15 protein-coding genes are annotated in these 18,238 nt (G+C 73.6%); 10 read left to right on the top strand and 5 right to left on the bottom strand.

Translation table 11 applies throughout. From position 1 onward, the window contains the following. Positions 1 to 13: 13 nt before the first annotated feature. Both ACZ462_RS20635 and ACZ462_RS20640 read right to left on the bottom strand, forming a co-directional pair. A complete protein-coding gene (locus tag ACZ462_RS20635; RefSeq protein ID WP_467806616.1) occupies positions 14 to 670 on the bottom strand; it encodes an MBL fold metallo-hydrolase in 657 nt (218 codons plus the stop codon). A 10-nt stretch (positions 671 to 680) separates the two neighbouring features. After that, entirely contained in the window at positions 681 to 1,370 is a 690-nt protein-coding gene (locus ACZ462_RS20640; protein ID WP_467806617.1) for a maleylpyruvate isomerase family mycothiol-dependent enzyme, read from the bottom strand. Positions 1,371 to 1,555: 185 nt separating this feature from the next. On the opposite strand from ACZ462_RS20640, the gene uvrA reads away from it, so the two are divergent. Then, positions 1,556 to 4,531 (top strand): excinuclease ABC subunit UvrA, encoded by a 2,976-nt coding sequence (gene uvrA, locus ACZ462_RS20645; protein ID WP_467806619.1) that lies wholly within the window; start codon positions 1,556 to 1,558, stop codon positions 4,529 to 4,531. A gap of 283 nt (positions 4,532 to 4,814) precedes the next feature. Further along, the gene (locus tag ACZ462_RS20650) at positions 4,815 to 6,047 is read left to right on the top strand and encodes an NAD(P)/FAD-dependent oxidoreductase (RefSeq protein ID WP_467806620.1); all 1,233 of its coding nucleotides are present in this window, start codon (positions 4,815 to 4,817) and stop codon (positions 6,045 to 6,047) included. A 22-nt stretch (positions 6,048 to 6,069) separates the two neighbouring features. On the opposite strand, the gene ACZ462_RS20655 is transcribed toward ACZ462_RS20650, so the two are convergent. Continuing rightward, positions 6,070 to 6,942: a carbohydrate kinase family protein gene (locus tag ACZ462_RS20655; RefSeq protein ID WP_467806621.1), complete on the bottom strand. Its 873-nt coding sequence runs from the start codon at positions 6,940 to 6,942 to the stop codon at positions 6,070 to 6,072. Positions 6,943 to 7,043: 101 nt separating this feature from the next. Here ACZ462_RS20655 and ACZ462_RS20660 point away from each other — a divergent pair, with 101 nt between their 5' ends. Beyond that, entirely contained in the window at positions 7,044 to 7,475 is a 432-nt protein-coding gene (locus tag ACZ462_RS20660) for a Rieske (2Fe-2S) protein (RefSeq protein ID WP_467806622.1), read from the top strand. A 38-nt stretch (positions 7,476 to 7,513) separates the two neighbouring features. On the opposite strand, the gene ACZ462_RS20665 is transcribed toward ACZ462_RS20660, so the two are convergent. Both ACZ462_RS20665 and ACZ462_RS20670 read right to left on the bottom strand, forming a co-directional pair. Further along, on the bottom strand, positions 7,514 to 7,699 hold the full coding sequence (locus ACZ462_RS20665) for a hypothetical protein (protein WP_467806623.1): 186 nt from the start codon (positions 7,697 to 7,699) through the stop codon (positions 7,514 to 7,516). 63 nt (positions 7,700 to 7,762) lie between these two features. Then, entirely contained in the window at positions 7,763 to 8,002 is a 240-nt protein-coding gene (locus ACZ462_RS20670) for a hypothetical protein (RefSeq protein ID WP_467806624.1), read from the bottom strand. Positions 8,003 to 8,232: 230 nt separating this feature from the next. Here ACZ462_RS20670 and ACZ462_RS20675 point away from each other — a divergent pair, with 230 nt between their 5' ends. The 7 genes from ACZ462_RS20675 to gap all read left to right on the top strand — a co-directional run bounded on the left by ACZ462_RS20675 (position 8,233) and on the right by gap (position 18,223). Beyond that, positions 8,233 to 8,835, top strand: a complete 603-nt coding sequence (locus ACZ462_RS20675) for a hypothetical protein (RefSeq protein WP_467806626.1) — start codon at positions 8,233 to 8,235, stop codon at positions 8,833 to 8,835. A gap of 20 nt (positions 8,836 to 8,855) precedes the next feature. Then, entirely contained in the window at positions 8,856 to 10,889 is a 2,034-nt protein-coding gene (gene uvrC / locus ACZ462_RS20680; RefSeq protein ID WP_467806627.1) for an excinuclease ABC subunit UvrC, read from the top strand. Beyond that, positions 10,886 to 11,836: an RNase adapter RapZ gene (gene rapZ, locus ACZ462_RS20685; protein ID WP_467806628.1), complete on the top strand. Its 951-nt coding sequence runs from the start codon at positions 10,886 to 10,888 to the stop codon at positions 11,834 to 11,836. The genes uvrC and rapZ overlap by 4 nt, the downstream gene beginning before the upstream one ends. Then, the gene (locus ACZ462_RS20690; RefSeq protein WP_467806629.1) at positions 11,833 to 12,903 is read left to right on the top strand and encodes a gluconeogenesis factor YvcK family protein; all 1,071 of its coding nucleotides are present in this window, start codon (positions 11,833 to 11,835) and stop codon (positions 12,901 to 12,903) included. Before rapZ ends, ACZ462_RS20690 begins: the two co-directional genes overlap by 4 nt. Next, the gene (gene whiA, locus ACZ462_RS20695) at positions 12,894 to 13,883 is read left to right on the top strand and encodes a DNA-binding protein WhiA (protein WP_356849235.1); all 990 of its coding nucleotides are present in this window, start codon (positions 12,894 to 12,896) and stop codon (positions 13,881 to 13,883) included. The genes ACZ462_RS20690 and whiA overlap by 10 nt, the downstream gene beginning before the upstream one ends. A gap of 170 nt (positions 13,884 to 14,053) precedes the next feature. Then, entirely contained in the window at positions 14,054 to 17,008 is a 2,955-nt protein-coding gene (locus tag ACZ462_RS20700) for a M14 family metallopeptidase (RefSeq protein ID WP_467806630.1), read from the top strand. Positions 17,009 to 17,218: 210 nt separating this feature from the next. Continuing rightward, positions 17,219 to 18,223, top strand: coding sequence for a type I glyceraldehyde-3-phosphate dehydrogenase (gap, locus tag ACZ462_RS20705; RefSeq protein WP_125540637.1), 1,005 nt, complete (start codon positions 17,219 to 17,221; stop codon positions 18,221 to 18,223). Positions 18,224 to 18,238: the final 15 nt, after the last annotated feature.

The following is an 18,238-nucleotide window of genomic DNA, read 5'->3' on the forward strand; positions in this document are numbered from 1 at the left end:
CTACCAGCCGGGCCTACCAGCCGCGCTCGCGCCACTCGGCCAGGTGCGGCCGCTCGGCGCCGAGCGTGGTGTCGTTGCCGTGGCCCGGGTAGACCCAGGTCTCGTCCGGCAGCTGCGCGAAGATCTTGGCCTCCACGTCGTCGATCAGGCTGGCGAACGCGGACGCGTCGCCGTGCGTGTTCCCGACGCCGCCCGGGAAGAGGCAGTCCCCGGTGAAGACGTGCGGGTGGCCGTGCGGGTCGTCGTAGACGAGGGCGATCGACCCGGGGGTGTGCCCGACGAGGTGGCGGGCGGTCAGGGAGACCCGCCCCACCGTGATCGTGTCGCCGTCGGCGACGGGCACGTCGGTGGGCACCGGGATGCCCTCGGCGTCCAGGGCGCCCGCGTAGGTGCGGGCGCCGGTGGCGTCGACCACGGCCTGCAGGGCGCCCCAGTGGTCGCCGTGCCGGTGCGTGGTGACCACCGAGGCGATGCCGTCGTCGCCGATCAGGCTGAGCAGCGTGTCCGCCTCGGCGGCCGCGTCGATCAGCAGCTGCTCGCCGGTGGCCCGGCAGCGCAGCAGGTAGGCGTTGTTGTTCATCTCGCCCACGGCGACCTTGGAAATCATCAGGTCCGCGAGTTCGTGCACGTCGGCGGGACCGCCGACCTTGACCGCTCCGCTGTACGTCATGGTTCCGATCCTAGAGCGGGGGGAGGGCCGGGAGGGGCCCGCCGGACACGGTCAGCGAGGCGCCCTTGTCGCCGCGGCCGGCGAGCCAGGCCAGGAGGGCCGCGGCCGGGCCGGACACGGTAACGGCCGGGTCGCCCGCGGAGCCGGTCCGCCAAGTGCGCCCGTCGTCGCAGGCCAGGGCCGTGGGCGGCACCTCGGGGCGGCCGCTCCAGCGGTCGGCGAGGAAGTCGATCTCGCGGCGGGTGAACTCGGCGGGTAGGTCCTCCAGCCCGTAGCCGGCGTTCAGGTCGACGTGGTGCAGCTCGACCTCGACGAGGCGGCGGAACGGCACGTTCGAGGCGAGGTCGGTGACGCCGCCCCGCAGTTCGACGGTGCGGGACCAGTCCTGGTCGGCGGCGGTCTCGGCGAGGAAGCGGGCGTGGCTGTCGCGCAGGTCGGCGAGCTGCTCGTCCAGGGGGCGGCCGGAGCCGGCGGCGATGTCCGCGTCGCGGGCGGCGGCGCTCTCGTACATGGGGCGGCCGGCGAGGACGTTCACGAGGGCGTCGGCGTTGCGGGCGAGGTGGGCCAGCACATGGCCGCGGCTCCAGCCCGGGAGGTGTGACTCCCCGGCCAGGTCGGCGTTGTCCAGTTTCGCGACCGCGGTCAGCAGCCGGTCCGTGGCCTCACGTACAGATTGCAGGTCGTGCACATGATCGGTCATGGGGGCGAGCCTAGTGGCACCGTGCCCTGGGCCACACGAACGGGTGAAGCAGACGGCGGAGTGCCGTAAATCGAATGCGCGTGCTATACGCTCGGAAGTCCAGCCCGACCCCATTGCCGAGGCGCCCCCCATACCCTGGGACGGGGGCCCGTGCCCCCGCTCTCTCAAGAAAGGTGCGGACCGGCGTGACCGACCGACTCATCGTCCGTGGCGCTCGCGAGCACAACCTCAAGAACGTCTCGCTCGACCTGCCCCGCGACTCGCTCATCGTCTTCACCGGTCTGTCCGGGTCCGGCAAGTCCTCCCTGGCCTTCGACACGATCTTCGCCGAGGGGCAGCGCCGCTACGTCGAGTCGCTCTCGTCGTACGCCCGCCAGTTCCTCGGGCAGATGGACAAGCCCGACGTGGACTTCATCGAGGGCCTCTCCCCGGCCGTCTCGATCGACCAGAAGTCGACCTCGCGCAACCCGCGCTCCACGGTCGGCACCATCACCGAGGTCTACGACTACCTGCGCCTGCTCTTCGCGCGCATCGGCAAGCCGCACTGCCCCGAGTGCCGCCGGCCGATCTCCCGGCAGTCGCCGCAGGCCATCGTCGACAAGGTGCTCGCCCTGCCCGAGGGCAGCCGCTTCCAGGTGCTCTCGCCGCTGGTGCGCGAGCGCAAGGGGGAGTTCGTCGACCTCTTCGCCGACCTCCAGACCAAGGGCTACAGCCGCGCCCGGGTCGACGGCACGACCATCCAGCTCTCCGAGCCGCCGGTGCTCAAGAAGCAGGAGAAGCACACCATCGAGGTGGTCGTCGACCGCCTCACGGTGAAGGAGAGCGCCAAACGCCGCCTCACCGACTCCGTCGAGACCGCCCTCGGGCTGTCCGGGGGCATGGTGATCCTCGACTTCGTCGACCTCCCGGAGGACGACCCCGAGCGCGAGCGGATGTTCTCGGAGCACCTGTACTGCCCGTACGACGACCTGTCCTTCGAGGAGCTGGAGCCGCGCTCCTTCTCCTTCAACTCGCCGTTCGGCGCCTGCCCCGAGTGCACCGGCATCGGCACCCGCATGGAGGTCGACCCGGAGCTGATCGTCCCCGACGAGGAGAAGTCCCTCGACGAGGGCGCCGTCTCCCCGTGGTCGCTCGGCCACACCAAGGACTACTTCCAGCGGCTGGTCGGCGCCCTCGCCGACGAGCTGGGCTTCCGCACGGACATCCCGTGGGCCGGACTGCCCCAGCGCGCGAGGAAGGCCCTGCTGTACGGGCACAAGACGCAGATCGAGGTCCGCTACCGCAACCGGTACGGGCGGGAGCGGGCGTACACGACGGCCTTCGAGGGCGCCGTGCCGTTCGTGCGGCGCCGGCACGCGGAGTCCGAGAGCGACGCGAGCCGCGAGCGCTTCGAGGGCTACATGCGCGAGGTGCCCTGCCCGACCTGCCGCGGGACCCGCCTCAAGCCGATCGTCCTCGCGGTGACGGTGATGGAGAAGTCCATCGCCGAGGTCGCCGCGATGTCGATCAGCGAGTGCGCCGACTTCCTGGGCCGGCTCCGCCTCGACGCCCGCGACAAGAAGATCGCCGAGCGGGTCCTGAAGGAGGTCAACGAGCGGCTCCGCTTCCTCGTCGACGTCGGCCTGGACTACCTCTCGCTGAACCGCGCCGCGGGCACCCTGTCCGGCGGCGAGGCACAGCGCATCCGCCTGGCCACGCAGATCGGCTCCGGACTCGTCGGCGTGCTGTACGTGCTGGACGAGCCGTCCATCGGCCTGCACCAGCGCGACAACCACCGGCTCATCGAGACGCTCGTCCGGCTGCGCGACATGGGCAACACCCTCATCGTGGTCGAGCACGACGAGGACACCATCAAGGTGGCCGACTGGGTCGTGGACATCGGCCCCGGCGCCGGCGAGCACGGCGGCAAGGTCGTGCACAGCGGCTCGCTGGCCGAGCTGCTGGAGAACGGCACCTCGATGACCGGCCAGTACCTCTCGGGCAAGAGGTCGATCCCGGTCCCGGAGATCCGCCGCCCCGTGAACGGCGACCGCAGGCTCACCGTCCACGGCGCGAAGGAGAACAACCTCCGCGACATCGACGTCTCCTTCCCGCTCGGAGTGCTGACCGCGGTCACCGGCGTGTCAGGCTCGGGCAAGTCGACCCTGGTCAACGACATCCTGTACACGCACCTGGCGCGCGAGCTGAACGGCGCCCGGTCGGTGCCGGGCCGGCACACCCGCGTCGAAGGGGACGACCTCGTCGACAAGGTGGTGCACGTCGACCAGTCGCCGATCGGCCGCACGCCGCGGTCGAACCCGGCCACGTACACGGGCGTCTTCGACAACATCCGCAAGCTGTTCGCGGAGACGATGGAGGCGAAGGTGCGCGGCTACCTGCCGGGCCGCTTCTCCTTCAACGTCAAGGGCGGCCGCTGCGAGAACTGCTCCGGCGACGGCACCATCAAGATCGAGATGAACTTCCTGCCGGACGTGTACGTCCCGTGCGAGGTCTGCCACGGGGACCGCTACAACCGGGAGACGCTGGAGGTCCACTACAAGGGCAAGTCCATCGCGGAAGTCCTCAACATGCCGATCGAGGAGGCCCTCGGCTTCTTCGAGGCCGTCCCCACGATCTCCCGGCACCTGAAGACGCTGACGGAGGTGGGGCTCGGCTACGTCCGCCTCGGGCAGTCGGCGCCCACCCTGTCAGGCGGCGAGGCGCAGCGTGTGAAGCTGGCCTCCGAGCTGCAGAAGCGGTCGACGGGCCGGACGGTGTACGTCCTCGACGAGCCGACGACCGGCCTGCACTTCGAGGACATCTCGAAGCTGATCAAGGTGCTGTCGGGCCTGGTCGACAAGGGCAACTCGGTGATCGTCATCGAGCACAACCTCGACGTCATCAAGACCGCCGACTGGGTCATCGACATGGGGCCCGAAGGCGGCCACGGCGGCGGCATGGTCGTCGCCGAGGGCACCCCGGAGCAGGTGGCCTCCGTCGGCGCCAGCCACACCGGCAAGTTCCTGCGGGACATCCTGGGCGCGGACCGGATCTCCGACGCGGCCCCATCCGCAGCCCCGGCGCGGAAGACGGCCGCGAAGAAGACCGCGGCCAGGAAGGCGGCCGCCCCGGCGAAGAAGGCCGCGGCGAAGAAGGCCGCCCCGCGGGCCCGCAAGGCGTAGCCCGCGGCCCGCGGCACCGCCCGCGGCGATCGACGAAGGGCCCGGCCGTCCGTACGGCCGGGCCCCTCGGCCTACCCGGGGCGCTCCCGGGAAGCCGGGGAGGGCCCCGGTACGCGGTGCCGGGCGTCGGGGGCCGGGCCGGGCCGGAGGAGACGGCCTACCGTGGAAGTAGTCCCCCGCATGCGCGGCGGCCGCGGGCCGGCGGCCTTCCCTTCCGCACCTCCTCGTGCTCCCCTTCGCGCCGCCCGTCCGGCGTGCCGCCGCAAGGATCGGCAGGTGAGCCATGACCGGCAGCGCCGGCTCCGCCGGCACCCCCTCCCACGATGTGATCGTCGTCGGCGCGCGCTGCGCCGGCGCGCCGACCGCGATGCTCCTCGCCCGGCGCGGACACCGGGTCCTCCTCGTCGACCGGGCCACCTTCCCGAGCGACACCCTCTCCACCCACCTGATCCATCCGCCCGGACTGGCCGCGCTGCAGCGGTGGGGGCTGCTGGAACGGATGGTCGCCACCGGATGCCCGCCCATCCACACCTACCTGTTCGACCTCGGGCCGATCAGCATCTCCGGATCGCCGGCCGGCGAGGGCTTCGACGCCTCGTACGCGCCCCGCCGCACCGTCCTCGACAAGATCCTCGTCGACGCCGCGGCGGAGGCCGGCGCCGAGGTCGTGGAGGGGTTCACCGTCGACGAGCTGCTCTTCGACGGGGACACCGTGACGGGCGTCGCCGGACGCGGCCGGGACGGCCCCGCACGGCACCGCGCCCCGTTCGTCGTCGGCGCGGACGGCCTCCACTCGTCCGTCGCCCGGGCCACCGGCGCCGCGGCCTACGCGGAGAAGCCGAAGATCAACGCCTACTACTACACGTACTGGTCGGGGCTCCCGATGAACGGGATGTTCGAGGCCTACGACCGCGGCGACCGGGCGTTCGCCGCGTGGCCCACCAACGACGGGCTCACGATGGTCATCTGCGGCTGGTCCATGCGCGACTTCGAGGCCAACCGCGACGACGTCGAGGGCAACTACCACGCGACGCTGGCCCGCGCGCCGGCGTTCGCCAAGCGGGTCGCGGCCGCCGCCCGCGCCGAGCGGTTCGTCGGCACGGCCATCCCGAACTACTTCCGCAAGCCGTACGGCCCCGGCTGGGTCCTCGTCGGCGACGCCGGCTACCTGAGGGACCCCATCACCGCCCAGGGCATCCAGGACTCCTTCCGGGACGCGGAGCGGTGCGCCGCCGCCCTCGACGACGTCCTCGCCGGCCGGAGGCCCTTCGGGGAGGCGATGCGGGCCGCCCAGGAGGCGCGGGACGCGCAGGTCGCCTCCATGTACGAGTTCACGGCCGGGTTCGCGCAGATGGAGCCGCCGCCGCCCGAGATGCAGCAGCTGCTGGCGGCGGTGTCCCGGAGCCCGCAGGCGCGGGACGAGTTCGTCCGGGTGACGGCCGGGGTGACGCCGCCGGAGGTGTTCTTCGGGCACATGGAGGAGCGGATGGCGCAGGAGGCGCCCGGCGTCCTGTGAGCCCGGCGCGGAGCGCGGGCCGCTACCCGCCGAGCTCGGCGGCGCAAGGGGGTTCCGCGCCCGGCCTGGTGCAGGTCAGGGCCGCCGCGCGGGCGGCGTACGCCAGGACGTCCGGCCAGTCCGGCGGGCCGCCGCCCGCGAGGCGGTGCAGCAGCGCCGCGCTGACGGTGTCGCCCGCACCGATCGTGTCCGCCACGGCCACGGCAGGGGACGGCACCGAGTGCTCGGCACCCTCCCGCGTCCGCACCGTCAGCCCCTTCGCCCCGCGGGTCAGCACCACCGCCGACGGACCCGCCGCCAGCCAGTCCTCCACGCGGCCGCCCAGCCAGTCGGCGTCGTCCTCGGACAGCTTCAGCACGGACACCGACGGCAGCCAGCCCAGGAACCGGGCCCGGTACGCCGCCGGGTCCGCGATCAGCGCCGGCCGCACGTTGGGGTCCAGCAGGGTCAGCAGCCCGCGGGCCGCCTCCCGGCGCAGCAGCGCCTCGTACGCGCTCGCGCCCGGCTCCAGCACCAGCGAGCACGTGCCGACGGCCAGCGCCCGGGCGCCGGCCGGCAGCGCGTCGGGCAGGCGGAACAGCCGGTCGGCGGTGCCCTCCACGTAGAAGCCGTACACGGCCGAGCCGTCCGCGCCGAGGGAGGGCACGGCCAGGGTGGTCGGCTCCGGCCCGCGCTGCACGAGCGAGACGTCGACCCCGGCGGCCCGCAGCCCGTCGAGGAGGCTCTCGCCGAACCCGTCGGCCGAGATCCGCGAGCAGAACGCCACCTCCGCTCCGAGGCGGCCCAGCGCGACGGCGGTGTTGTACGGGCCCCCGCCCGGCCGCGGCAGCAGCGCACCCGGCGGCTGCGCCGCAGGCACCAGGTCGATCAGGGCTTCTCCGCCGACGACGATCACGCGGGGGAAGGTATCCCATCGGCCGGGGGTATCGTCGGGTGGGCCCGGCCGGCCCTCCGCCGCCGCGGCCCCCAGCAGTCCGCACCACCCGGGAGATCCGCATGTCCGCGCCGCAGTCCGCCGCCCGCCGTACCGTCCTCAGGGGTGCGGCCGCGATCGTCGGGGCCGCCGGCGCCGGAGCGGCCCTCACCGCGTGCTCCACCGAGACCAACAGCGGTCACGGCAGCCCGGCCGTCCCCACGGCGCCCGTCGAACTCGGGGACGCCGCGGACGTGCCCGTCGGCGGCGCGAAGCTGTACCGGGAACGGAAGCTGATCGTCAGCTGCCCGGCGGAGGGGCAGTACAAGGCGTTCAGCGCTCAGTGCACGCACGCCGGCTGCGTCCTCGACAAGATCGTGCAGGGGGAGGGCAACTGCCCCTGCCACGGCAGCCGCTTCGACACCGCCACCGGAAAGGCGCTGCGCGGCCCCGCCACCGACCCGCTGCCCGAGGTGCCGGTCCGCGCCGAGGGCGGCAAGCTGATCGCGGGCTGAGGCCGGGCGGCCCCGCCGCAGCCGGGTCCGGGCGCCGGTCAGGCCCGGTCCCAGGCGATGCCGAGGAGGCCGCGCCGCACCGCCGGCTCCCCGATGTGCACGGCGCCGCCGGCCGCCGGGCGTGAGGTCCGCCAGGCCGCTGCGCGGCGCCCCCCGGACCCGCACCGGGTGAAGCGGCGGCAGCGCACGGGCAGCGCGGCCTCGTCGAAGCGGACCGGGAGCACGTACTGCCCGCCGGCGTGGCCGAAGCCGCGGACGTACTCGGTGCACCGGGCCCCGGTGCCGTCCTAGAAGCCGTAGCCGAAGACGTACGTCTCCCCGGTGCGCAGCCGCCGCTCGAACAGCAGCACCGCGACGAGCACCTCGGCCTCGCGGTGCCAGCGGACCCGCCCCGTCCGGCAGTTCTCGCCCGCCTGCACCCGTACGCGGGCCGCGTCGCAGCCGGGGTCGCCGTGGTGGACGGCGAGGTACGAAGCGCACCACCGCCGCAGCGGTCCTCGCCGCGACCGCCCTCCTCGGCCTCGCACCGCAGGCCGCGGCGGCCGCCCCCGCCGCCGTCCCGCAGCCGCCCACCGCCGGGGCCGAGGACCGGGCCGCCGCCGCCCGGGCCGCAGGCGCACCCGACACCCTGGCGGTCCGCACCCGGTTCTTCGGCCGGGAGGGCGGCCCCGGCGCCGCCGCCGCAGGGCAGCCCCGGGGGAGCCCGCCGAGGTACGCACCTCCCGCCGACTTCGTCGCCGGCCACCCCGGCGCCGCCGTGTCCCGCCTGGAGTTCCTCACCGGCCGGGCCGTCGCCGCCGACGGCCGGCAGGCCGCGGTGTGGACCGCGCGGACCCGCCGCGGCTGGGAGGTGGTCAACACGGCCGGCGGCGACGACGAGTTCCGCCAAGCCCGGCCCGGGGCGGAGCGGATGCCCGGCGGCACCGTGTTCCGCGAGCCGCAGATCGACGCCCGGTACGCCGCCGGCGGCGGCCGGGTGCTCCCGCTCGACGAGGACGCCGTCCGCGCGGTGGGGGAGCGGGGCACCGCCCTCGCCGCCCACCGGGCGCGCGTCGCCGCCGCGTACGGGGACAAGCTGCCGGGGTCCGCGTACGACCGCAGCGGGCAGGCCGGCGGCTACGCCGAGGCCGCCTCCGCCGGGCCGGACGGGTCGCCTCCGGCGGGGCCGCAGGGGCCGCCGGAGCGGCCCTGGCCGCCGCCGCCGGGCTCCTCGCGGTGCGCCGTCGGCGCCCGGGCCGGCGTACGGGCTGACCGCTCTACGGTGCGGGCCGCCGGCCGGGACGGCCGCGGCGGCCCGCCGCTCACCGGTACCCCGCCGGCGCCTCGGGCGGCCCGGTGGCAGGGGCCTGGATGTCGGTAGGCGACAGTAGGGTGGGCGGCATGGCCGACCCTTCCAGCTACCGCCCCCAGCCGGGCCAGGTCCCCGACTCGCCGGGGGTCTACCGCTTCCGCGACGAGCACCGCCGGGTGATCTACGTCGGGAAGGCCAAGAGCCTGCGCCAGCGCCTGGCGAACTACTTCCAGGACATCGCCGGCCTCCACCCGCGCACGGCCACCATGGTCACCACGGCCGCCTCCGTCGAGTGGACCGTCGTCTCCACCGAAGTCGAGGCCCTCCAGCTGGAGTACTCCTGGATCAAGGAGTACGACCCCCGGTTCAACGTCAAGTACCGGGACGACAAGAGCTACCCCTCCCTCGCCGTCACCATGAACGAGGAGTACCCGCGCGTCCAGGTCATGCGCGGCCCCAAGAAGAAGGGCGTCCGCTACTTCGGCCCGTACGCGCACGCCTGGGCGATCCGCGAGACCGTCGACCTGATGCTGCGCGCCTTCCCCGTCCGCACCTGCTCCGCCGGGGTGTTCAAGCGCTCCGCGCAGATCGGCCGGCCCTGCCTCCTCGGCTACATCGGCAAGTGCTCCGCCCCCTGCGTCGGCCGCGTCACCCCCGATGAGCACCGCGAACTCGCCGAGGACTTCTGCGACTTCATGGCCGGCCGCACCGGCACCTACCTCTCCCGCCTCGAAGCGCAGATGCACGAGGCCGCCGAGGAGATGGAGTACGAGAAGGCCGCCCGGCTGCGCGACGACATAGGGGCGCTGCGCCGCGCCATGGAGAAGAACGCCGTCGTCCTCGCCGACGCCACCGACGCCGACCTCGTCGCGGTCGCCGAGGACGAGCTGGAGGCGGCCGTGCAGATCTTCCACGTCCGCGGCGGCCGGGTCCGCGGCCAGCGCGGCTGGGTCACCGACAAGGTCGAGGCCGTCGACACGGCCGGGCTCGTCGAGCACGCCCTGCAGCAGCTGTACGGGGAGGAGACCGGCGAGGCCGTGCCCAAGGAGGTGCTGGTCCCGGCCCTGCCCGAGGACGCGCCCGCCCTCGGCCAGTGGCTCGCCGGCCGGCGCGGCTCGCAGGTCAGCCTGCGCATCCCGCAGCGCGGGGACAAGAAGGCCCTCATGGAGACCGTCCACCGCAACGCGCAGCAGGCCCTCGCCCTGCACAAGACCAAGCGCGCCGCCGACCTGACCACCCGCTCCCGCGCCCTGGAGGAGATCGCCGAGGCCCTCGGCCTCGACAGCGCGCCGCTGCGCATCGAGTGCTTCGACATCTCCCACCTCCAGGGCGACGACGTCGTGGCCTCCATGGTCGTCTTCGAGGACGGGCTCGCCCGCAAGGGCGAGTACCGGCGCTTCCAGATCAAGTCCTTCGCCGGGCAGGACGACGTCCGCTCCATGCACGAGGTGGTCTCCCGGCGCTTCCGCCGCTACCTCCAGGAGAAGCTGAAGACCGGCGAGTGGTCCCCCGAGGAGAGCGCGGCCGACGGGGACGGCCGGGCCGGCGACGGGCGGGCGGAGGACGACGGGCGGCCCAAGCGCTTCGCCTACCCCCCGCAGCTCGTCGTCGTCGACGGCGGCCGGCCGCAGGTCGCCGCCGCGCAGCGGGCCCTGGAGGAGCTCGGCATCGACGACGTCGCCGTGTGCGGCCTGGCCAAGCGCCTGGAGGAGGTGTGGCTTCCCGGCGAGGACGACCCCGTCGTGCTGCCCCGCACCAGCGAGGGCCTCTACCTGCTCCAGCGCGTCCGCGACGAGGCGCACCGCTTCGCCATCCGGTACCAGCGCAGCAAGCGCGGCAAGCGGCTCAAGGCCGGCCCGCTCGACGAGGTGCCCGGCCTCGGCGAAACGCGCAAGCAGGCCCTGGTCAAGCACTTCGGTTCGGTGAAGAGGCTGCGACAGGCGACAATCGACCAGATCTGCGAGGTCCCGGGCATAGGGCGCAAGACGGCCGAGACGGTGGCCGCGGCCCTCGCCCGGGCGGTCCCCGCCGCTCCTGCCGTCAACACGGCGACAGGGGAGATCATGGAGGAGGAGACCCCCGCGCCCGCGGGAACCTCGTCCGAACGGGGGACCGACCGATGACCGAGCAGCACGAGACCGAGTACGACCGAGACGGAGCACAGGTGAGTACGGGCACGACACTGGAGCCCGGCGAGAGCGCCGAGGCCGCCATTCCCGAGCTGGTGATCATCTCCGGGATGTCCGGAGCCGGCCGCAGCACGGCGGCCAAGTGCCTGGAGGACCTCGGCTGGTTCGTCGTGGACAACCTCCCGCCGGCACTGATCCCCACCATGGTGGAGCTCGGCGCCCGCTCGCAGGGCAACGTGGCGCGGATCGCGGTCGTCGTCGACGTCCGCGGCCGCCAGTTCTTCGACGCCCTGCGCGAGTCCCTCGCCGACCTGGAGCTGCGCGGCGTCACCCGGCGCATCGTCTTCCTGGAGTCCTCCGACGACGCGCTGGTGCGGCGCTTCGAGTCCGTGCGCCGCCCCCACCCGCTCCAGGGCGAGGGCCGGATCACCGACGGCATCGCGGCCGAGCGCGACCTGCTGCGCGAGCTGCGCGGCGACGCCGACCTGGTGATCGACACCTCCAGCCTGAACGTGCACGAGCTGCGCGCCAAGATGGACGCCCAGTTCGCCGGCGAGGAGGAGCCCGAGCTGCGGGCCACCGTCATGTCCTTCGGCTACAAGTACGGCCTCCCCGTCGACGCCGACCTCGTCGTGGACTGCCGCTTCATCCCGAACCCGCACTGGGTGCCCGAGCTGCGGCCGTTCACCGGCCTGAACCCGGAGGTCTCGGGCTACGTCTTCGGGCAGCCCGGCGCCAAGGAGTTCCTCGACCGCTACACGGAGCTGCTCCAGCTCATCGCCGCCGGCTACCGCCGCGAGGGCAAGCGGTACGTGACCATCGCCGTCGGCTGCACCGGCGGCAAGCACCGCAGCGTCGCCGTCTCCGAGAAGCTCGCCGCCCGCCTCGCCTCCGAGGGAGTCGAGACCGTCGTGGTCCACCGGGACATGGGGCGCGAGTGACCGGACGCACCCTGCGGCTGCGCCGCCTGCGCCGCCTCACCCCGGGGCGGGGCGAGGACGGCGCGGTCCGCACCGCGCCGCGCCGCGGCGCAGCCGCCAAGGGCGCCGCGCCCAAGGTCGTCGCGCTCGGCGGCGGCATGGGCCTGTCGGCGTCGCTGGCCGCCCTGCGCCGGATCACCGGCGAGCTGACCGCCGTCGTCACCGTCGCCGACGACGGCGGATCCAGCGGGCGGCTGCGCGAGGAGCTCGGCGTCCTCCCGCCGGGCGACCTGCGCAAGGCGCTGGCGGCGCTGTGCGGGGACGACGACTGGGGCCAGACCTGGGCCCGCGTCATCCAGCACCGCTTCCAGTCGGCCGGAGCCCTCCACGAGCACGCGGTGGGCAACCTCCTGATCGTGGCCCTGTGGGAGCAGCTCGGCGACCCCGTCCAGGCCTTGGACCTCGTCGGCAGGCTGCTCGGCGCGCAGGGCCGGGTGCTGCCGATGTCGGCGGTGCCGCTGGAGCTCCAGGCGCTCGTACGGGGGCACGACCCGGCCCGCCCGGCGGACGTGGACACCGTCCGGGGGCAGGCCACCGTCGCCACCACCCCCGGCGAGGTGCTGTCCGTGCACCTCGTGCCGTCCGACCCGCCCGCCGTGCCGGAGGCCGTGGCCGCCGTCCTCGACGCGGACTGGGTCGTGCTCGGGCCCGGGTCCTGGTTCTCGTCCGTCATCCCGCACCTGCTGGTGCCGGAACTCCTCGAGGCGCTGACGGAGACCAAGGCCCGGCGCGTGCTGTCGCTGAACCTGGCCCCGCAGCCCGGTGAAACAGAGGGCTTCTCTCCGCAGCGTCATTTGGAGGTTTTGGCCCGACACGCCCCTAAACTCGCCCTGGACGTGGTGCTGGCCGACCAGGCCGCCGTGCCCGACCGCGAGTCCCTCGCCGATGCCGCGCAGCGCTTCGGTGCCGCGGTCGAGCTGGCGCCGGTGGCCAGGGAAGACGGCTCGCCCAAGCACGACCCGGAGCTGCTCGCAGCCGCGTACGACCGTATTTTTCGGATGCATGGAAGGATCGGCCCATGGCGATGACGCCAGCGGTGAAGGATGAGATCTCCCGGCTCCCCGTCACCCGGACCTGCTGCAGGAAGGCGGAGGTCTCGGCGATTCTTCGGTTCGCCGGCGGTCTGCACCTGGTGAGCGGCCGGATCGTCATCGAGGCGGAGCTCGACACCGGGATCGCCGCGCGGCGGCTCCGCAAGGACATCCTGGAGATTTTCGGCCACTCCTCGGACCTCGTCGTCATGGCGCCGGGCGGCCTGCGCCGCGGCAGCCGGTACGTCGTCCGCGTCGTGGCCGGAGGCGACCAGCTGGCCCGCCAGACCGGCCTGGTCGACGGCCGCGGCCGCCCCATCCGGGGCCTTCCCCCGCAGGTGGTCTCCGGGGCCACCTGCGACGCCGAGGCGGCCTGGCGCGGCGCCTTCCTGGCCCACGGCTCGCTCACCGAGCCGGGCCGGTCCTCCTCGCTGGAGGTCACCTGCCCCGGTCCCGAGGCAGCCCTGGCCCTGGTGGGTGCCGCCCGGCGGCTCTCCATCGCGGCGAAGGCCCGCGAGGTCCGCGGCGTCGACCGCGTCGTCGTCCGCGACGGCGACGCCATCGGCGCGCTGCTGACCCGGCTCGGCGCCCACGAGTCCGTGCTGGCCTGGGAGGAGCGGCGGATGCGCCGCGAGGTCCGCGCCACCGCGAACCGGCTGGCCAACTTCGACGACGCCAACCTGCGCCGCTCGGCCCGCGCCGCCGTCGCCGCCGGCGCCCGCGTCCAGCGCGCCCTGGAGATCCTCGGCGAGGAGGTGCCCGAGCACCTGGCCGCCGCGGGCCGGCTGCGCATGGAGCACAAGCAGGCCTCCCTGGAGGAGCTGGGCGCCCTCGCCGACCCGCCGCTGACGAAGGACGCCGTCGCCGGCCGCATCCGCCGCCTGCTGGCCATGGCCGACAAGCGCGCCCAGGACCTCGGCATCCCGGGCACCGAGTCCAACCTCAGCGAGGAGCTGGCCGACAACATGGCCGGCTGACCGGCCCGGCCGCCGCGCCACGCACCGGGGCCCGTACGCCGCACAGCGCGCCGCGTACGGGCCCCCGGTGCGCGGCGGCTCGTTCCCGCAACGCCCCATTGACATGGACACGAGGCCTCGTGAGCCTGTCGTCCGAACGCTTTCGTGGCAGTCGACGCCCAGGGGGGCACATGAGGCACCGCGCGGGACTGATCCTCGCCGCCAGCTCACTCCTGTTAGCAACCACCACGGCCGCCCTCCCGGCCGCGGCCCACGCCCGCCCCGCAGCGGACGCCGCCCCCGGCGCCGAGGAGGTCCGGGTCTACGACGCCGACATCACCAAGGAGCAGGTCCCGCTCGTCCTCGCCGCCGGCCAGGACGGGCACGAACTCTCCGAGCGCGCCCCGGAGACCGGCACCGCCCGCGTGGAGCTGTTCCTCACCGAGAGCCAGGCCCGCGCACTCGCCGCCCGCGGCGTGCCCCTCGCCGAGCGCAGGGCCGGCGCCGCCGCCCGCTCGCAGGCCCCCGGCGACGGCGTCTTCCGCCCGTACAGCGGCAAGGGCGGACTCAAGGAGGAGGTCCTGCGGACCGCGCGGGAGCATCCCGGCCTCGCCAAGGCCGTCTCCATCGGCAAGACCGTGCAGGGCCGGGACATCCTCGCGCTGAAGGTCACGAAGAACGCCCGCACCACGCGCGACGGTGCGAAGCCCTCCGTGCTGTACATGTCCAACCAGCACGCCCGCGAGTGGATCACGCCCGAGATGACGCGGCGCCTGATGCACCACACGCTGGACAGCTACGGCAAGGACCCCCGGATCACGAAGCTGGTGGACTCCACCGAGCTGTGGTTCCTGCTGTCCGCCAACCCCGACGGCTACGACCACACCCACGCCTCCGAGGCCAACCGGCTCTGGCGCAAGAACCTGCGCGACAACAACGGCGACGGGAAGACCACCAGCGGCGACGGCGTCGACCTGAACCGGAACTTCGCCTACAAGTGGGGCTACGACGACGAGGGCTCCTCGCCCAACCCCGCGAACGAGACCTACCGCGGCCCGTCCGCGGCCTCCGAGCCCGAGACAGCCGCCCTCGACCGGTTCCAGAAGCGGATCGGCTTCGAGTACGCCGTCAACTACCACTCCGCCGCCGAGCTCATCCTCTACGGCGTCGGCTGGCAGGTCGCCACGCCCACCCCCGACGACACCGCCTACCGGGCGCTCGCCGGCACCCCCGAGAACCCGGCGGTCCCCGGCTACCGCCCGCAGCTGTCGTCCGAGCTGTACACCACCAACGGCGAGGCCGACGGCCACGCCTCGAACGTCAACGGCATCATGATGTTCACCCCGGAGATGACCACCTGCCGGACGGCCTCGGCCTCCGACCCGAACGACCGCTGGAAGCCCGAGGACTGCCGCTCCGGCTTCAACTTCCCCGACGACGAGAAGCTGATCCAGGCCGAGTTCGCCAAGAACATCCCCTTCGCGCTCGCCGTCGGCGAGAGCGCCGCGCGCCCCGACCGGCCGGTGTCGCCGGTGGGCCTGGCCGCCGCCGACTTCACCCTCGACCCCTTCACCACCTCCTACGCGGCCGACGGCCGGGACCAGCCGGTCGCCGTCACCGCCCGCAAGGCGCTCGGCGACAAGCGGCTGCACTGGCGCGTCAACGGCGGCCGCACCCACGACCGGGGCCTGAAGCCCTGGAAGGGCGGCTCCGTCTACGGCGGCGAGGACAACAACTGGTTCGACGAGTACCGGGGCGCGGTGCACGGCGCCCGCCCCGGCGACCGCGTCGAGGTCTGGTTCACCGGCCGCGACCGGGACGGCCGCCGCGTCTCCAGCGACCGCTTCACGTACACGGTCGCCGAGCGGCCCCGCGCCGACGCCCTCGTGGTCGCCGAGGAGGGCGCCCCCGCCCGGCATGCCCGGGGCTACGCCGACGCGCTGCGCGCCAACGGCCGGTCCGCCGCCGTCTGGGACACGGCCGTCCAGGGCGCCCCGCACCGCCTCGGCGTCCTCGCCCACTTCCGCACCGCCGTCCACTACACCGGCGCCGGCGCCCCCGGAGGCGCCACGCAGCTCGCGCTGCGCTCGTACCTCAACGAGGGCGGCAAGCTGATCGAGGCCGGCGAGTCGGCCGGCGGCGACGCCCGGGTCGGGCCCGCCCTCACCGACGACTTCGGCCAGTACTGGCTCGGCGCCTACGGCCGCAGCAGCGTCCGCGGAGCCACCGGCTTCACCGGCGCGGGAGGCCTCGCCGGGACGCGGGGCGGGCTCGGGGACGCCGACGGCAACCCGCTGGACGCGCCCGGCGCCTTCACCGTCACCTCCGAGACCCTGCCCGCGGACCGGTTCCCCCAGTTCCGCAGCGCGCAGGCGGGCGGGTACGCCGGGGTCGCGAACCCGTACGCCCCCCACACCGGCACCGGCATGGCCGCGGCGACCCACGCCGACGGGGACTGGCGGCGGCTGACCCGCACCCTCGACCTCACGAACGTGTCCGCCGCGGACGCGCCGCAGCTCAAGGCCGCCCTGAACTGGCACACCGAGAGGGGCTACGACCACGCCGTCGTGGAGGCGCGCACGGCGGGCGCCGACGACTGGACCACCCTGCCCGAGGCGGGCGGCCTGACCCGCAGCCAGGTGCCGACCGACTGCGGGGCCGGCTTCCTCGTGAACGCGCACCCCTTCCTGCGGCACTACCTCGCCCTGGAGGGCGGCGGCTGCACCGCGCAGGGGAGCAGCGGGGCGTGGCACAGCCTCACCGGCTCGTCCGACGGCTGGAAGCAGGCGTCCTTCGACCTGAGCGCGTACGCGGGCCGGACCGTCGAGGTGTCCCTGTCGTACATCACGGACGGGAGCGACGGCGGCCGCGGCGTCTTCGCCGACGACGTCCGCCTCTCCGTCGGCGGAGTGGACCAGACCACCGAGGGGTTCGAGACCTCCCTGGGCTCCTGGACGGCGGTCGGCGCCCCTGTGGGAAGCGCCGAAGTTCCCGGCGACTGGGCGCGCTCCGGCGAGCTGTTCCGCTCGTACGCCTCGGTCACCACGCGTGACACCGTCCTGCTCGGTTTCGGCCTGGAGCACCTCCGCGAACCGGCCGACCGCGCGCTACTCGTCGGTAAGGCGCTCCGAGCGCTGAACCGCTGATCACCGCCCCGGCCGCCGCTCACACCGAGTGACCGGCACCCGAACCCCGGGAGCCCGCTCCGGCCCGCCGGCGCGGGGTCCCGGGGTGTGTCAGGTCCCGGACGATGTCACTCGCAAGCTCACGGAGAGGTAGGGTCGTAAGCGGTCGGGGACATCCCATTTACAGCTCGCCGGGCGCACAGACCGGCGCACCAACGAGGAGATCGGTTCGTGACGATCCGCGTAGGAATCAACGGTTTTGGTCGAATTGGCCGCAACTACTTCCGAGCTCTCCTGGAGCAGGGGGCGGACATCGAGATCGTCGGTGTCAACGACCTGACGGACAACGCCACCCTGGTGCACCTCCTCAAGTACGACAGCATCCTCGGCCGCCTCAAGCAGGAGGTCACGCACACCGAGGACACGATCACGGTCGGCGGCAACACCTTCAAGACGTTCGCCGAGCGCGACCCCGCGAACCTCCCCTGGGGCGAGCTGGGCGCCGACATCGTCATCGAGTCGACCGGCATCTTCACGAAGAAGGCCGATGCCGCCAAGCACATCGCCGCCGGCGCGAAGAAGGTCCTCATCTCGGCCCCGGCCAAGGACGAGGACATCACCATCGTGATGGGCGTCAACCACGACAAGTACGACGCGGCCAACCACCACGTCATCTCCAACGCCTCCTGCACCACCAACTGCGTGGCGCCGATGGCCAAGGTCCTCGACGAGAACTTCGGCATCGTCAAGGGCATGATGACGACGGTCCACGCGTACACGAACGACCAGCGCATCCTGGACTTCCCGCACTCGGACCTGCGCCGCGCCCGCGCCGCCGCCGAGAACATCATCCCGACCTCCACCGGTGCCGCCAAGGCCACCGCACTGGTCCTCCCGCAGCTGAAGGGCAAGCTGGACGGCATCGCCATGCGCGTTCCGGTCCCGACCGGCTCGGTCACCGACCTCGTCATCGAACTCGACCGCGAGGTCACCAAGGACGAGATCAACGCCGCCTTCCAGAAGGCGTCCGAGGGCCAGCTCAAGGGCATCCTGGACTACACCGAGGACGCGATCGTCTCCTCCGACATCGTGAACTGGCCGGCCTCCTGCACCTTCGACTCGTCGCTGACGATGGTCCAGGGCAAGCAGGTCAAGGTCGTCGGCTGGTACGACAACGAGTGGGGCTACTCCAACCGACTCGTCGACCTGACCGTCTACGTCGGCGGCCGGCTCTGACGCACGTCGGACACA

Source organism: Streptomyces sp. NPDC031121 (assembly GCF_055570615.1).